Origin of the sequence: Streptomyces sp. NPDC101165 (assembly GCF_044768135.1) — a bacterium.
GTDB lineage: Bacteria > Actinomycetota > Actinomycetes > Streptomycetales > Streptomycetaceae > Streptomyces.
On the sequence record NZ_JBIWPG010000024.1, the window covers coordinates 33,714 to 47,653 of the forward strand.

The following is a 13,940-nucleotide window of genomic DNA, read 5'->3' on the forward strand; positions in this document are numbered from 1 at the left end:
GGCCCGCGATCCCCCCCCGCCTGAAACCTGAGAGTTAAAGGGAAAGTAGCGTCCGCAGCGCCCGCCGGGGATCGCTCGCCCCCTCTCACCTGCACTTTTCCTGCGGAAGCTGCCCCTTCCGGAACAACGAAGAGACCACCCGTCCGGCCCGGCACCGTCACCCGAATGGAGCAACGTGACGTGCCACCCACATGGGTGAAGATCAAGCTGACTAGTGCCCCAGTCGAGGCAATCCGTGAAAGGGAAACCACATGCGCATTCGACGAATCCTCGCCGCCGTCATCGCCACGGCAGCCCTCGCCGGACTCGGCCTCACAGGCGCCGCCACCGCAACCGCCGCCACCGCACAGGGTGCCCATTCCTACGTCACCCCTTCTCAGTGCAAGCAGGGCGGCGGAACGGCCGATCTGACGGACAACACCTGCAAGGGCGGCATGTACGACGGGGAGAAGATCGACTGAACCCCACAAGGCGCCCCGCAGCCACGCGCCGCGGGGCGCTCCCGCGCGAGCGTAGCCGGGAGAGTCGCAGTGCCCTTTTGCGCAGGTCAGGGGCCGTTGCCCGGAGAGAAGCCTCTGAACTTCCTCAACTCTGCTTTGAGGCGCAAGGGGGTCGGGCATCCCCTCGTCACCGCACTACGGGCGGCAAGGCCGAGGCGTCCACGGGGGCCGCTTCGGGGGAACGGAAAGAAGGTGACGCCATGGGCACCGTCTTCATCGTCTTGGTGGTCGCGCTCATCTGCATCGGGGTCGTCGCGTCCGCGGTCCGCAAGAGCGGCTGGAGCGGCGGCGGCTCGTCGTCCTCGGCGTCGGGGGACAGCAGCGGCAGCTGGTGGGCCGGCGGGGGAGACGGCGGCTCGTCGTCCGGCCACCACTCCGGGGGCCACCACTCCTGCGGGGGTGGCCACTCGTCCTGCGGCGGGGGCTCGTCCTGCGGTGGCGGTTCCTCCTGCGGCGGGGGTGGTTGCGGGGGAGGCGGCTGACACGGGGCAGCCGAGCTTCCCCGCCCCCGGGCGCCCGTCGGACGAAGGCATTCCGCGGGCGCCCGACCGTTTTGCCCACGCGCCCGGCGTGCGCCGTAGTTGAACAGTTGAACTGTGGGGCCCTCTGAGGGATGGAAACCCCACGAAGTTGGGTAAAAACGCTGTGGCGGAGCCACTCTTCATGATTCCCTCTAAATCACCAGCGCAGCCCCGCGGACGTCCCGCAGACTCCCCTCCCCGGCCGGGTCGGCCGGGCTGACCGGGCTGACATGGCCGATCTCCCCCCTCTTCTTTGCGCGTTAGCGGAGCCGATCCATGCTCACGACCCTCAACACCTCCTACACCGATACCCGCGCTGCCGACCTGGCCTGGGCCCTGGGGCGCGAGCCGCTGCCCGCCCTGGCCACCCTCGATCTGGAACTGACCGGGGCGAAGCTGCAGTTGAGACTGCTCGGAGCGTCCCACCAGGTACTTCTGGAGGAGGAGCGGGGCAGGTGCTCGGAGACGGTCGCGTGCATCCCCGGGTCCAGCACCCCGCTGCCGCTGGGCGTCGCCAAGCGGGTCGGCGACTGGGAGTACGAGTTCGCGGCGCGCGTCGAGGTGCTCACGCCGGGCTCGTTCGCGGGCCGCGCCCAGGAGTTGCTGGCCCTCGTCTCCGAGCACCCGCACGGCCTCGCCGGTGTCTTCCCCGGCAGCCCGCACGCCTTCACCGCGATGCTGGCCCAGCGCCACGGGGGACAGGTGCACTGGCGCACCTGGCACGCCTACCCGCAGGACGGGCAGTTGGTGGCGACGCGGACCCGGGTCGGGTCACGGGAGCCGGTGGCCCGGTCGAGCTAGATCTCGTCGGACACACTCTCGGCCGACATAAACCGGCAATGCGTCAACTGCCCCGAGTTCCACACGTGTGGGTGACGAAGCGTACCGAGCATGTGACGTAACGTCGCAACGTGATCGAACCGCACGCACCCGCGCGCCCGGGCACTTCGCTCTGGCAGCCCGGCCCCGCACGGCTGCCCGTCCGGCCCGGCACCGGGCGGTTCCTGGTCCTCGTGTGCGTCTTCGTCTGCGCGGCCTGCGGACTGGTGTACGAACTCGAACTCGTCGCCTTCGCCTCGTACTTGATCGGCGACACGGTCACCCAGGCGTCCGTCGTGCTGTCCGTGATGGTCTTCGCGATGGGCATCGGCTCCCTCGCCGCCAAGCGGCTGCGCTGGCACGCGGCCGTCGGCTTCGGCGCGATCGAGACCGCCCTCGCCCTGGTCGGCGGCTGCAGCGCGATGGCGTTGTACGCCGTCTTCGCCTGGACCGGCGGCTGGGGCGGGGTATGGGCCGACGGACCGCGCTGTCTCCTGGTCGCCTTCTCCCTCGCCATCGGCCTGCTCGTCGGCGCCGAAGTCCCCTTGTTGATGGAGCTGATCCAGCGCATCCGCCGCCAGGACGCGGGCGGTGCGGTGGCCGACCTGTTCGCGGCGGACTACGTCGGCGCACTGGTCGGCGGCCTCGCCTTCCCTTTCCTGCTCCTGCCCTTCCTGGGCCAGTTGACCGGTGCCCTGCTCACCGGCACCGTCAACGTCGTCGCGGGCGGCGCCCTGGTCCTCGGACTGTTCCGCCGCGACCTGACCCGCCGCGCCCGCTGGACCCTGCTGCTCGTCGGCCTCGCCGTCCTCGCCGTGCTCGCCTCCGCCGCCGCCCTCGCCGACGAGTTCGAACGCGCCGCCCGGCACGCGGTGTACGGCAAGGACGTCCGGGTCGCCCTGCAGACGAACGTCCAGGAGGTCGTTCTCGCCGGCGGCACCCACGGCCATCCCCTCGACCTCTTCCTGGACGGCCGGCTGCGGGTCGGCGGCCGCGACGAACGCCGCTACCACGAGGCGCTGGTCCACCCGGCGATGAGCGGCCCGCACGCGCGCGTGCTGATCCTCGGCGGCGGCGACGGCCTGGCCGCCCGCGAGGTCCTGCGGTACGGCGGCGTGCGCCGCGTCGACATCGTCGAACTCGACTCCGGCCTGATCGGGCTGGCCCGCAGCGACCCCGGTCTGTCCGCCCTCAACGGCCACGCCTTCGGCGACCCCCGCGTCCGCGTCACGACCGCGGACGCGCTCAACTGGCTGCGCGGGGCGCGGCGGCCGGCGTACGACGTCGTGATCGCGGACCTGCCCGACCCCGGCATCACGGCCAGCACCAAGCTGTACTCCCAGGAGTTCTACGGCCTGACCCGCCGCGTGCTGGCTCCCGGCGGCCGCCTGATGGTGCACGCCGGCCCCGTCACGGCTCGCCCCCGTGTCTTCTGGACGGTGGCGTCGACCCTCCGCGCAGCCGGCTTCGGCATCTCCCCGTACCGGGTCCTGGGCCACGACTCCGGCTTCCCGGCGGGTCCGGATCGCTCGGCGGGGGCGTCGCGGGCACCGCACGACTGGGGGTTCCTGCTGGCGGCGCCGGGAGGCTCGGCTCCTCGGCTGACCTTGGGCCCGGGAGGCCCGAACGCGCGGACCCTGTCTCGGACCGAGCTGATGGCCGATGCGCGGGCGGTGGCCCGCACGAGGATCGAAGGACTGCCGGCGTCGACGCTGGTGCATCCGCGTTATTGACGAGGCACCTGTTCACAGGAGGGTACGTTCCGCTCGCTCCTGGGTAGGCTCGTCCGACATGGAGCACCAGGTCTTCGTCCCGGTTCCGGCCGAGCGGCTCGGAGAAGCCCTTGCCGACCCCGCACGGGTGGCGCGGGCGGTCCCCGGACTCCAGCAGGACGCCGGCGCCGAACCCGTCGTAGGACGACTGAAGTTGCGCGTGGGCGGGCACTCCGTCACCTATCGCGGAGCACTCCGTGTCACGCCCCGCGAGAACGGCACGTACGCCGTCGAGGGCGACGCCACCGAGGCCCGCGGCACCGGCACCGTCAAACTCGCCCTCACCCTGCGCCTCACCGGCACCGAGGACGGCACCACCGTCACGGTCGAGGGCACGGCGAACGCGGACGGCCGTATCGCGGAGCTGCCCGCGGACGCGGTGGCCTCGGCGGTGACCCGGCTGCTGAACCGTTTCGTGGAAAGCCTGGCGCAGACCCCGGAGGAGAAGGAGCCGGAGCGGGAGGCCGAGCCGGACCGCACCGCGATCTTCGACACCGAGGTCCCCCCGCCCTCGTTGGACACCGAGGACACCGAGGACACCGACACGGACGCATCCGAGGCCCCGGCCTCCGAGGACCGCCTCACCGAGGACTTCACCGACCTGGGCGAGCCCCCCGCCGAGGCCGCGCACGCGCGCCGCACGATGATCGGCCGCAGCGCGGAGGAGGTCGACCACGCCCCGCCGCGCGGCCGCTACGCCCCCGTACCGGCCCCCCAGACCGGCGCCGGGAACCCGGTCCTGCGCTGGGCGGCCCCCGCGGCGGCCGTGGCCCTGGCCTCGGCGATCGTCCTGGGCCGCGCCCTGCGCAAGCGCCGCTAGCGCCGGCCGGCCCTGGCGCCCGTAGGCCCTAGCGATCCGGGGCCTCGCCCATGCCGAACCAGTCGTGGACCGGCCGCACCTCGACCGCCACGACATGGAAGTCGAGGACGCGCTCGGCGATCTCGCGCGCCCGTTCCGGGCTCGCGCATTCGATGACGTAGTAGGCGGTGAGCTGCTCGGTCGCGTCCGTGAGCGGCCCGTCCGCCGAGACCGACCCCTGCCCGGCCCAGCGGAGGGTGGCCGTGTCGCTCGGGTAGCCCAGCCCGGCGCCGTTCAGCATCTCGCCGGTGTCCGCCAGGTCCGCGTGGAGCGCTTCGTGCCTGCGGAACACCTCGGCGCGCTGCTCGGCGGTCATGGCCTCGGTCGCCGCCGGGTCGGCGTACATCAGCACCATGTACTTCATGCCCCCACCCTGGCACCGCGCGGACGGCGCACGCCCTCTTGATCGCCCCAGTAGGGTCGTCCCGTGAGTAACGAAGACATCACGCTGACCGCGGGCGACGCGGAAGTGGTCGTGCGGCCCGGCAACGGCGGCCGTATCGGTGGGCTCCGGATCGGCGGCGTGGAGCTGCTGCGCCAGGGCGAGCGCTTCGGCTGCTTCCCGATGGTGCCCTGGTGCGGCCGGATCCGTGAGGGCCGCTTCCTGGACGGCGCCACCGTCCGCCAGATGCCCCTGAACTCGCCGCCGCACGCCATCCACGGCACCGCGCGCGACGGCGCCTGGCGCACGGCCCGCGTCGACGCCCACGAAGCCGTCATCACGCACGACCTGACCGACCCCTGGCCGCACCGCGGCCGCGTCACCCACGTCGTCACGCTGGCCGAGGACAGCCTGACGCTGACGATGTCCGTGGAGGCGTCCGACGACTCCTTCCCGGCGCAGATCGGCTGGCACCCCTGGTTCCACAGGAACCTGGGTGGCGAGGACGCCCGGCTGGACTTCACCCCCGCCTGGCAGGAGGAGCGGGGCGCCGACCACCTGCCCACCGGCAACCGCATCGACCGCAAGCCCGGCCCCTGGGACGACTGCTTCGGCATGCCCGGCGGCGTCGACGTCACCCTCACCTGGCCCGGACAGCTGGAGCTGAAGGTGACCAGCCGCGAGGAGTGGGTCGTCGTCTACGACGAGCAGGCGGAGGCCGTCTGCGTGGAGCCGCAGACCGGTCCGCCCAACGGCCTGAACACGCTGCCCCGCCTGGTCACGCCGCTGGAGCCGCTGGAGGCGACGACCACCTGGAGCTGGCGGCGGCTCTAAGCTGTTCGCCATGACGGACGTACGTGGCGCGCTGCTGCAGCAGATCAAGGACAAGGCCGTGGTGCACGGCAAGGTGACCCTGTCGTCGGGCAAGGAAGCCGACTACTACATCGACCTTCGCCGGATCACGCTGGACGGCGAGGCCGCGCCGCTGGTCGGTCAGGTCATGCTCGACCTGACCGCCGAGCTGGACTTCGAGGCCGTCGGCGGCCTGACCCTGGGCGCCGACCCGGTGGCCACCGCGATGCTGCACGCCTCCGCCGCGCGCGGGAAGGTCCTGGACGCCTTCGTGGTCCGCAAGGCGGGCAAGGCGCACGGCCTGCAGCGCCGTATCGAGGGCGCCGAGGTCAAGGGCCGCCGTGTCCTCGCCGTCGAGGACACCTCCACCACCGGTGGCTCCGTGCTGACCGCCGTGGAGGCGCTGCGCGAGGCCGGCGCGGAGGTCGTCGCCGTCGCCACGATCGTGGACCGGGCGACCGGCGCGGCCGAGGCGGTCGCCGAGCAGGCCGGGGTTCCGTACGTCTTCGCCTTCTCGAAGGATGAACTGGGTCTGGACTGACGCGCCGGTTTGACTTGGACTTGACCGGGGCGCCGACCATCACGTCATGTCTGGAAAGATGGGGACGACGATGACGTCGCCCCCAAGGTCTAGGTCAGGGCCGTAGTACGCAGATCGCCAACCCGCACACCCAAGGAGCGGACAGATGCCCATCGCAACCCCCGAGGTCTACAACGAGATGCTCGACCGGGCGAAGGCAGGCAAGTTCGCCTACCCGGCCATCAACGTCACCTCGACCCAGACCCTGCACGCGGCGCTGCGCGGCTTCGCGGAGGCGGAGAGCGACGGCATCGTCCAGATCTCCACGGGTGGTGCCGAGTTCCTGGGCGGCCAGTACAGCAAGGACATGGTGAGCGGCGCGGTCGCGCTCGCCGAGTTCGCGCACATCGTCGCCGAGAAGTACCCGGTCAACATCGCGCTGCACACCGACCACTGCCCGAAGGACAAGCTCGACGGGTACGTACGTCCGCTGCTCGCGATCTCCGAGGAGCGCGTCAAGGCCGGCCGCAACCCGCTGTTCCAGTCCCACATGTGGGACGGCTCCGCCGAGACCCTGGCCGACAACCTGGCCATCGCCCAGGAGCTGCTGGAGCAGGCCCGCCGCGCCAACATCATCCTCGAGGTCGAGATCACCCCGACCGGTGGCGAGGAGGACGGCGTCTCCCACGAGATCAACGACTCCCTGTACACCACGGTCGAGGACGCGATCCGCACCGCCGAGGCCCTGGGCCTGGGCGAGAAGGGCCGCTACCTGCTGGCCGCCTCCTTCGGCAACGTGCACGGCGTGTACAAGCCGGGCAACGTCGTGCTCCGTCCCGAGCTGCTGAAGGAGCTGAACGAGGGCGTCGCCGCCAAGTACGGCAAGCAGTCCCCGTTCGACTTCGTCTTCCACGGCGGCTCCGGCTCCACCGAGCAGGAGATCCAGACCGCGCTGGAGAACGGCGTCGTGAAGATGAACCTGGACACGGACACCCAGTACGCCTTCACCCGTCCGGTCGCCGCTCACATGTTCCAGAACTACGACGGCGTCCTGAAGGTCGACGGCGAGGTCGGCAACAAGAAGGCCTACGACCCGCGCACCTGGGGCAAGCTGGCCGAGGCGTCGATGGCGGCCCGCGTCCTGGAGGCCACGCAGCACCTGCGCTCCGCGGGCAACAAGATCAAGTAAGCGCGTCCGACGACGCCTGCGGCGGACCCGGTGCCTCGGCACCGGGTCCGCTGTATATCTGGAGGCATGCCCGCCGTCCGGATCGCCTCGTCCCAGGGCAAGTGGATCCTCTTCACCACGGTCCTCGGCTCCAGCATGGCCATGCTGGACTCCACCGTCGTCAACGTGGCGCTCCCGACCATCGGCCGTGACCTCGGCGCGAGCCTCGCCGCCCTGCAGTGGACGGTGAACGCGTACATGGTCACGCTGGCCGGCCTGATCCTGCTGGGCGGCTCGCTCGGGGACCGCTACGGCCGCCGGAAGATCTTCGTCCTCGGGGTCGTCTGGTTCGCTTCGGCGTCCCTGCTGTGCGGCCTGGCCCCCACGTCCGAAGTCCTCATCGCCGCCCGGGCCCTCCAGGGCGTCGGCGGCGCGCTCCTCACCCCCGGCTCCCTCGCCCTCATCCAGGCCTCCTTCCACCCGGACGACCGGAGCCGGGCGGTCGGCCTGTGGTCCGGCTTCGGCGGCATCGGCGCGGCCGTAGGGCCGTTCCTGGGCGGCTGGCTGGTGGACGGCCCCGGCTGGCGCTGGGTGTTCCTCCTCAACGTGCCGCTGGCCCTCCTGTGCGTCCCGGTCGCCGTACGCCATGTCCCCGAGTCGACCGACGCACGCGCCCACGGCCGCTTCGACGTCCTCGGCGCGACCCTGGGTGCCCTGGCGCTCGCCCTGCTCACGTACGCGCTCATCGAGGCCCCCACCGGCTCCCCGGGCGTGCTGCTGAGCGCGGTCGCGGGCGTGGCCACGGCCGTCGCCTTCGGTTACGTCGAGAAGCACCGCCCCGACCCCATGCTGCCGCCGGACATCTTCGCCTCGCGCCAGTTCACGGCGGTCAACCTGGTCACGCTGTGCGTCTACGCGGCCTTCGGCGGGTTCTTCTTCCTCACCGCACTCCAGCTGCAGGTGGTGGTCGGCTACTCCGCCCTGCAGGCCGGTACGGCCCTGCTGCCCACGACGGCCATGATGCTGCTGTTCTCGGCCCGCTCAGGCGCGCTGGCCGACCGCACCGGCCCACGCCTGCCGCTCACCGTCGGTCCTCTGCTGTGCGCTGCGGCGCTGCTGCTGATGCTCCGGGTGGGGCCCGACGCGAACTACCTCACGGACGTCCTCCCGCCCCTCCTCGTGATGGGCACGGGCATGGTCGTCCTGGTCGCCCCGCTGACCGCCACGGTCCTCGCCTCCGTCGACACCGCCCGCGCCGGCCTGGCCAGCGGCATCAACAACGCGGCGGCGCGGGCGGCGGGCCTGATGGCCGTGGCCGGGCTCCCTCTGCTGGCGGGCATGGGTCCGGAGGCGTACCGGTCCGCCGCCGCGTTCGACGCGGCGTTCGACCGGGCGATGCCGATCTGCGCGGGTGTGCTGGTCCTGGGCGCGATCCTGGCCTTCACCCTGATCCGCCGTCCCCCTCCGAACTGCCTCCACCCCGAATGCACGCGACACGGCTCCGTCATGTCCCCACCGCTGGAACCGGACCACGAGCCCGGGCGCCCCTAGGGGGCTGCGGCACGGTCGGCTGAGCCGTCCCGGTCACGGTGCGCTCCCCCTCGCCTTGGCCCAGCCGGCCGACGAGGCGTTCGAGCGTGGCGCGGGAAGAGTGCTACATGTGATCATGCGCTGCGTGCCGCCGCCTCCTGCTGAGGGACGGCGGCACAGTTCGTCTTCGCCGTGGTGACTACCGCTTCAGCTCGGCGTAGGCCTCGGCGCTGCTGTCCTGAAGGAACTGCCAGCAACGCTCCGTCTCGTCCTTCTCGTTGATCGCGCCGGCGGCGCGGGCGAGTGCGGCGAGGCAGCGCAGGAACCCGCGATTGGCCCGGTGGTCCCAGGGGATGGGGCCATGCCCCTTCCATCCGGCCCGGCGCAGGGCGTCCAGACCGCGGTGATAGCCAGTGCGCGCGTACGCGTACGACTCGACCACTCGCCCCGCCTCGAAGGCGTCATCGGCGAGCAGGGCCCAGGCGAGCGAGAACGTGGGGTGCTTCGCCGCGACCTCGGTCGGCGACAGGGACTCCTCGCCCAGAAGGCGGTACGCCTCTTCGTTCTCCGGCAGGTGCGTCGGCTCAGGGCCGCCGAGCAGGTTCTTGTGCGTCGTCATGTCGCCAGTCTGCCACCTGTGGCCAGGCGTTCGGGGCGCCCACACGGAGAATCGGCCGCGGTACGAGGGTGAATGAGAACGGCGGTTGATGTAACTGATCGCGATGTGCGACGATCCGGCGCATGGCAGCACGACGGGGATCCTCCGGGTCCGTGCAGGTCGGCATCTACACCCGGATCAGCAAGGACGACGAGGCCGAAGGGCTGGGCGTCGCGCGTCAGGAGGAGGACTGCCGACTGCACTGTGCTGCCAGGGGCTGGGAGGTGGCCAGGGTCTACGAGGACAACGACCTCTCGGCGTACAAGCGCAAGACCGTGCGCCCGGAGTTCCGTCAGATGCTGGAGGACCTCAAGGCCGGGCGGATCGACGGAGTCGTCGCCTGGGACATCGACCGCTTCACGCGCCAGCCGCGCGAACTGGAGGCGTGGATCGACGAGTACGAGGACGCCGAGCGCCGCAAGCGCCGCCTCGTCTTCGACTCGGTGTCGGCGTCGGACATCGACCTCTCCACGGAGAACGGCCGGTTCATCGCGCGGATCAAGGTCACCATCGCCAACAAGTCATCCGCGGACACGTCGCGGCGTACGAAACGCAAGCACCTGGAACTCGCGACGCAGGGCAGGCTCCCGGGGGGCCGGGCACCGTACGGCTGGAACCGCGAGGATCGCAGGACGCTGGTACCGGAAGAGGCGGAGAACCTCCGTAAGGCCGTGAGGGACTTCCTGGGCGGCGTCCGCTGGGCGTCCATCGCGCGAGAGTGGCGTGACAAGGGGGTCAGGTCGCACAGCGGTGGCGTCTTCGACGACTCCAAGATCAAGCGGATGCTCATGAACCCACGGATCTGTGGTTACCGGATGCACCAGGGGGAGTTGTTCCTGGACGAGCACGGTGCCCCTGTCGTCGGCGACTGGGAACCGATCGTCACCCCCGACGAGTGGTACCTGCTCATGGAGAAGGTCCGGAAGGAGTCGGAGGGGCGCACCGCACGGGACTACGCCACCAAGTACCTGCTCTCCGGCATCGCTCGGTGCGGACGATGCGGCGCGAAGATGCGGGCCTTCCCGTCGTACCGGAAGTCGAAGACGTCATCCCAGTTCCGGTACGCGTGCCCGGGCAAGAACGACGGGGGATGCGGGGGAGTGGCCAGGGCCGGCGAACCGGTCGACCGCCTCATCAGGAACGCCGTGTTCCTCAGTTCGGACAAGGCGTCGGCGCATGTGCGCGAGCGTGCGCCGGAATGGACCAAGGAGGAGCAACTGATCGCCCTGGAGCGGGACATGGCCGAGTTCAAGCAGGCGTGGGAGGAAAAGCGCATGTCGGCCGCTCGCTACATCGCGCTCACCGAGGACTTGGAGAAGCAGATCGCGGAGCTACATCGAGAGCGTGCCCTGCACCGGGCCGAGGTCGCGACCTTCGAAGTCGACCCCATCGACATACGGGACCGGTGGGAGAAACTGACGATCGAGCAGCAGCGCGCTGCTGTCCTCAAGGTCTTCCGTGCCGTCATCGTCAAACCCGCTTCGAACGGGCCGATCTTCGACCCGGCGGACATTGAGCCAGTGCTCAGGTGACGGTGGAGAAGCCGAGCCCGTTGTGGATGGGGCCCGGCTTCGTTCCTTGACGTGGTCACAGGACCGGCAGCACTTCTCGATCCCCTGTACAGGGCAGGCGGGTTCGCCGGCCCGCTCACCCTGGACCCTGCCGTCGTCGTGCCGCGAGGAGCGCGATGTCGTCGTCACAGATGCCGCTGGTCAGCTGGGTCAGGAGCGTGTCGAGCAGGTGGTCCAGCGGATCGTCTGCCGACAGTCCCATCTCGGCGAGGGACCGTACGGAGTCGTCTATGTCTACGCCGCGCTGTTCGACGAGACCGTCCGTGTAGAGCAGCAGTACGGAGCCCGGCTCGAATGCGAACGTTGTCATCTCGTAGTCGCCGAGTTCCGTGCTGATGGGAGGGCCGGCCGGGAGGTGCAGCAAGCCGGTGCTGCCGTTCGGGCGGATGACCAGGGGCGGCAGGTGTCCGGCCGTGGCCGCGGAGCAGGTGCCGGCCTCGGGGTCGACGAGGACAAGCAGACAGGTGGCGGCGCGGTCGAGGCCGATGCGTGCGGATCTGCGATCGGCTTCGCTGAGCATGGCGTCCACGGGCAGTCCGGCGGTGGCGACGGTGCGCAGGACGGAGCGGTATTGGCTCATGGCGACCGCGGCTTGGAAGCCGTGTCCCATCACATCGCCCATGACCAGCAGCGTGCGGTGGTCCGGGAGAGCGATGGAGTCGTACCAGTCCCCGCCGACCAGGGCACTGCGGCCCGAGGGCAGGTAGCGCGTGGCCACCTCGACGGTGGGATGTGTGCTGTCGGGCTCCGACAACAGGGCGCGCTGGAGTTCCAGCGTCATGGTGTGCTCGTGGCTGTAGCGGTGGGCGCTGTCGATGGCGGCACCGGCCCGCGCGACGACGCCTTGCACGGTCAGGACGTCGTCGTCGTTGAACGGCGGTGATACTCCGACCCGCATCAGAAGGACGATGCCGACGCAGCGCCCGGCCATGGGCAGCGGAACGATGAGCACCGAGTGGACGCCGGCCGAGCGGAATATCCTCACGCGTTCGGGATCCACGGTGACTTTCTGGAAAAGCTCGTCGGGAGCCAGGTTGCCAAGCCACGGACGTCCGCTTTCGATACAGCGCCGGGTCACCGAACCGCGCGGAAGATCAACGTAAGGTTCCGGCCCACCGAACTCGCGAAGGTGCCGTTGCAGTTCAGATGGTGCCGTCAGCTTCATCTTTCTCAGCCGAAGCAGTCCAGGAGCCGGCGGTGGCACGCCGAAGAACTCCTCCTCGACGATCCCGACCGCGGCGACATCCGCAAGGGAGGGTGCGAGGAAGTCGGCCAGTTCGGCGCAGGTGGCCTCGACGTCGAGGGTGGTGCCGACCCGGGTGGCCACGGCGTCCAGGAGGGCGAGCCGCTGGTGGGCGTTCTCAAGGTCGTCCAGGTACTGGCGCAGGTTGCTGACTTCCACCCCGATACCGCACACACCGGCAACATGCCCTTGCACCTCAAGACGGTGAAAGACCGCGCGCCAGAGTCTGCGCCCGACCGGGGACGGGACACGCGTGGTGCCGTTGAGCGTCACTTCTCGGGGCTGGCCGTCGGCGAACACCTCGATCAGCACGTCGTCGGATGCCTGCATGTCCGGCAGTACCTCGCCGAGCGTCCTGCCGAGGAAGGTGGCGGCGGGAATGCCGGTGACGCGTGTCCACGCCGGGTTCACGTAGAGGTAGCGCAGATGGCGGTCCAGGATGACCACGGGGGCGGAAGTGCCCTCGACGATCCCACGCAGTAATCCGCACTCACAGGAGGTCTGAGTACCGTCGACCAGCGGTATGAAGGGGTCGGTCCCCATGTTCGGCGGCGCATGTACCTGGCCCTGGGGAAAGAGCCACGACGGCGGGAGTTGTTCAGCATTCACCGTCTTCTCCTGCTGTCTGGGCAAAGCACGGCTCTTTTCCATCGTGAGGGGATGGCAGATGCGACGCATCTCGGCCGACAGGACTCTTCCCGCGACCTGGGTGAGCCGAGGGAGCAGGGCCAGGCCCTCCGCCGGCCCGGTCGCACCGCCCTACGCACACTGACGAACCGACCTCGGCATGCCGACACGGTTCGGTTCCTGCTCTTCGAGGCTAGGCCGAGGCGGCAGTCACTCGTCCGGGTTCGGGGGCGGTTCGGCACCACCCAGAGTCCGCCGGGCCTCCAGCCATACCCTCTCGAACTCCTCGGCCGAGATCGTGCCGGCACGTGGTGCTGCTTCCCATCCGGTGAGCCTTCCCTCGGCGACGAGACCGTACCGCTGCTCGTACCGGCTCATCACGGCGATCTCCGCGCGCTCCTGATACCGGAGAACCTCCTCCAAGGAGGCTGCGGTCACCGGGGTGCCGTCTTCGCCTCGCAAGTCCACTTGCCGAAGAACCCACCCCTCCTCATCACCCTCGAAGTACTGCCACAGGTCCAAAGACTCGTCATACGTGCGGATCCACATCACCATGGCGCCACGTTCTCGCAGGCAAGAGGCTGCAGTGGTGCGGCACGCGCGTGAGTGCGAACGGCTCACCCGTCGATCCCCCGCCGCAGTCGACGTCACACAAAGTGACTGTCGGTCGCGCCGGATTCGCCGATATCGCCCGTCGGGGGCTTGTTGCCCACCTGCCGGGTGGAACAGATCCTGGCAAGGTCCAACACCCACGTGAGGTCCCGCTCCGGCAGCTGGGCAGCGAGGCTGTCCAGCCACTCCTGTTCGGTCATATCGCAATCCCCTCCTTGTCTACGGTTACATAATTCACCCTTCTCTTGGGATCACGAGCCAAACCGCCGCGCCCAGACCCTGGGCTGACCGGTACGGGAGTGCCCG

Annotated in this window: 15 protein-coding genes; 10 read left to right on the forward strand and 5 right to left on the reverse strand. The window is 70.1% G+C overall.

Annotated elements, in window-relative coordinates:
* The first annotated feature begins 251 nt into the window (after window positions 1–251).
* From ACIRVH_RS38155 to ACIRVH_RS38175, 5 genes are all read left to right on the forward strand, one after another.
* A complete protein-coding gene (locus ACIRVH_RS38155; RefSeq protein ID WP_403963585.1) occupies window positions 252–461 on the forward strand; it encodes a hypothetical protein in 210 nt (69 codons plus the stop codon).
* A 239-nt stretch (window positions 462–700) separates the two neighbouring features.
* Window positions 701–982: a hypothetical protein gene (locus tag ACIRVH_RS38160; RefSeq protein ID WP_403963587.1), complete on the forward strand. Its 282-nt coding sequence runs from the start codon at window positions 701–703 to the stop codon at window positions 980–982.
* 315 nt (window positions 983–1,297) lie between these two features.
* Window positions 1,298–1,822: a DUF2617 family protein gene (locus ACIRVH_RS38165; RefSeq protein WP_403963590.1), complete on the forward strand. Its 525-nt coding sequence runs from the start codon at window positions 1,298–1,300 to the stop codon at window positions 1,820–1,822.
* Between the two features lie 110 nt (window positions 1,823–1,932).
* Window positions 1,933–3,573: a polyamine aminopropyltransferase gene (locus ACIRVH_RS38170; RefSeq protein WP_403963593.1), complete on the forward strand. Its 1,641-nt coding sequence runs from the start codon at window positions 1,933–1,935 to the stop codon at window positions 3,571–3,573.
* Between the two features lie 58 nt (window positions 3,574–3,631).
* Complete coding sequence (locus ACIRVH_RS38175; protein ID WP_403963596.1) at window positions 3,632–4,432, forward strand: SRPBCC family protein; 801 nt, start codon at window positions 3,632–3,634, stop codon at window positions 4,430–4,432.
* A gap of 28 nt (window positions 4,433–4,460) precedes the next feature.
* Here the strand turns inward: ACIRVH_RS38175 and ACIRVH_RS38180 are convergent, their stop codons facing one another.
* A complete protein-coding gene (locus ACIRVH_RS38180) occupies window positions 4,461–4,835 on the reverse strand; it encodes a YciI family protein (RefSeq protein WP_403963598.1) in 375 nt (124 codons plus the stop codon).
* Between the two features lie 63 nt (window positions 4,836–4,898).
* On the opposite strand from ACIRVH_RS38180, the gene ACIRVH_RS38185 reads away from it, so the two are divergent.
* From ACIRVH_RS38185 to ACIRVH_RS38200, 4 genes are all read left to right on the forward strand, one after another.
* On the forward strand, window positions 4,899–5,687 hold the full coding sequence (locus ACIRVH_RS38185; RefSeq protein WP_403963600.1) for an aldose 1-epimerase: 789 nt from the start codon (window positions 4,899–4,901) through the stop codon (window positions 5,685–5,687).
* 10 nt (window positions 5,688–5,697) lie between these two features.
* On the forward strand, window positions 5,698–6,246 hold the full coding sequence (gene pyrE / locus ACIRVH_RS38190) for an orotate phosphoribosyltransferase (protein ID WP_094215844.1): 549 nt from the start codon (window positions 5,698–5,700) through the stop codon (window positions 6,244–6,246).
* Between the two features lie 145 nt (window positions 6,247–6,391).
* Complete coding sequence (gene fbaA / locus ACIRVH_RS38195) at window positions 6,392–7,414, forward strand: class II fructose-bisphosphate aldolase (protein WP_403963603.1); 1,023 nt, start codon at window positions 6,392–6,394, stop codon at window positions 7,412–7,414.
* 66 nt (window positions 7,415–7,480) lie between these two features.
* Window positions 7,481–8,944 (forward strand): MFS transporter, encoded by a 1,464-nt coding sequence (locus ACIRVH_RS38200; protein WP_403963606.1) that lies wholly within the window; start codon window positions 7,481–7,483, stop codon window positions 8,942–8,944.
* 178 nt (window positions 8,945–9,122) lie between these two features.
* Here the strand turns inward: ACIRVH_RS38200 and ACIRVH_RS38205 are convergent, their stop codons facing one another.
* On the reverse strand, window positions 9,123–9,542 hold the full coding sequence (locus ACIRVH_RS38205; RefSeq protein ID WP_403963609.1) for a DUF3151 domain-containing protein: 420 nt from the start codon (window positions 9,540–9,542) through the stop codon (window positions 9,123–9,125).
* 122 nt (window positions 9,543–9,664) lie between these two features.
* On the opposite strand from ACIRVH_RS38205, the gene ACIRVH_RS38210 reads away from it, so the two are divergent.
* Window positions 9,665–11,113, forward strand: a complete 1,449-nt coding sequence (locus tag ACIRVH_RS38210) for a recombinase family protein (protein ID WP_403963612.1) — start codon at window positions 9,665–9,667, stop codon at window positions 11,111–11,113.
* 115 nt (window positions 11,114–11,228) lie between these two features.
* Here the strand turns inward: ACIRVH_RS38210 and ACIRVH_RS38215 are convergent, their stop codons facing one another.
* The 3 genes from ACIRVH_RS38215 to ACIRVH_RS38225 form a co-directional block, all read right to left on the reverse strand.
* Window positions 11,229–13,073 carry a SpoIIE family protein phosphatase gene (locus ACIRVH_RS38215; RefSeq protein ID WP_403963615.1) on the reverse strand — a complete coding sequence of 615 codons (1,845 nt, stop codon included), beginning with the start codon at window positions 13,071–13,073 and terminating at the stop codon, window positions 11,229–11,231.
* 159 nt (window positions 13,074–13,232) lie between these two features.
* Window positions 13,233–13,577, reverse strand: coding sequence for a hypothetical protein (locus ACIRVH_RS38220; protein WP_403963617.1), 345 nt, complete (start codon window positions 13,575–13,577; stop codon window positions 13,233–13,235).
* A gap of 92 nt (window positions 13,578–13,669) precedes the next feature.
* Window positions 13,670–13,834: a hypothetical protein gene (locus ACIRVH_RS38225; protein ID WP_403963620.1), complete on the reverse strand. Its 165-nt coding sequence runs from the start codon at window positions 13,832–13,834 to the stop codon at window positions 13,670–13,672.
* Window positions 13,835–13,940 lie beyond the last annotated feature (106 nt).

Coding starts and splice junctions, on each gene's coding strand:
- ACIRVH_RS38155 (WP_403963585.1), top strand. CDS start 252: ATGCGCATTCGACGAATCCTCGCCGCCGTCATCGCCACGGCAGCCCTC.
- ACIRVH_RS38160 (WP_403963587.1), top strand. CDS start 701: ATGGGCACCGTCTTCATCGTCTTGGTGGTCGCGCTCATCTGCATCGGG.
- ACIRVH_RS38165 (WP_403963590.1), top strand. CDS start 1,298: ATGCTCACGACCCTCAACACCTCCTACACCGATACCCGCGCTGCCGAC.
- ACIRVH_RS38175 (WP_403963596.1), top strand. CDS start 3,632: ATGGAGCACCAGGTCTTCGTCCCGGTTCCGGCCGAGCGGCTCGGAGAA.
- ACIRVH_RS38180 (WP_403963598.1), bottom strand. CDS start 4,835: ATGAAGTACATGGTGCTGATGTACGCCGACCCGGCGGCGACCGAGGCC.
- pyrE (WP_094215844.1), top strand. CDS start 5,698: ATGACGGACGTACGTGGCGCGCTGCTGCAGCAGATCAAGGACAAGGCC.
- fbaA (WP_403963603.1), top strand. CDS start 6,392: ATGCCCATCGCAACCCCCGAGGTCTACAACGAGATGCTCGACCGGGCG.
- ACIRVH_RS38200 (WP_403963606.1), top strand. CDS start 7,481: ATGCCCGCCGTCCGGATCGCCTCGTCCCAGGGCAAGTGGATCCTCTTC.
- ACIRVH_RS38205 (WP_403963609.1), bottom strand. CDS start 9,542: ATGACGACGCACAAGAACCTGCTCGGCGGCCCTGAGCCGACGCACCTG.
- ACIRVH_RS38210 (WP_403963612.1), top strand. CDS start 9,665: ATGGCAGCACGACGGGGATCCTCCGGGTCCGTGCAGGTCGGCATCTAC.
- ACIRVH_RS38215 (WP_403963615.1), bottom strand. CDS start 13,073: ATGCGTCGCATCTGCCATCCCCTCACGATGGAAAAGAGCCGTGCTTTG.
- ACIRVH_RS38220 (WP_403963617.1), bottom strand. CDS start 13,577: ATGGTGATGTGGATCCGCACGTATGACGAGTCTTTGGACCTGTGGCAG.
- ACIRVH_RS38225 (WP_403963620.1), bottom strand. CDS start 13,834: ATGACCGAACAGGAGTGGCTGGACAGCCTCGCTGCCCAGCTGCCGGAG.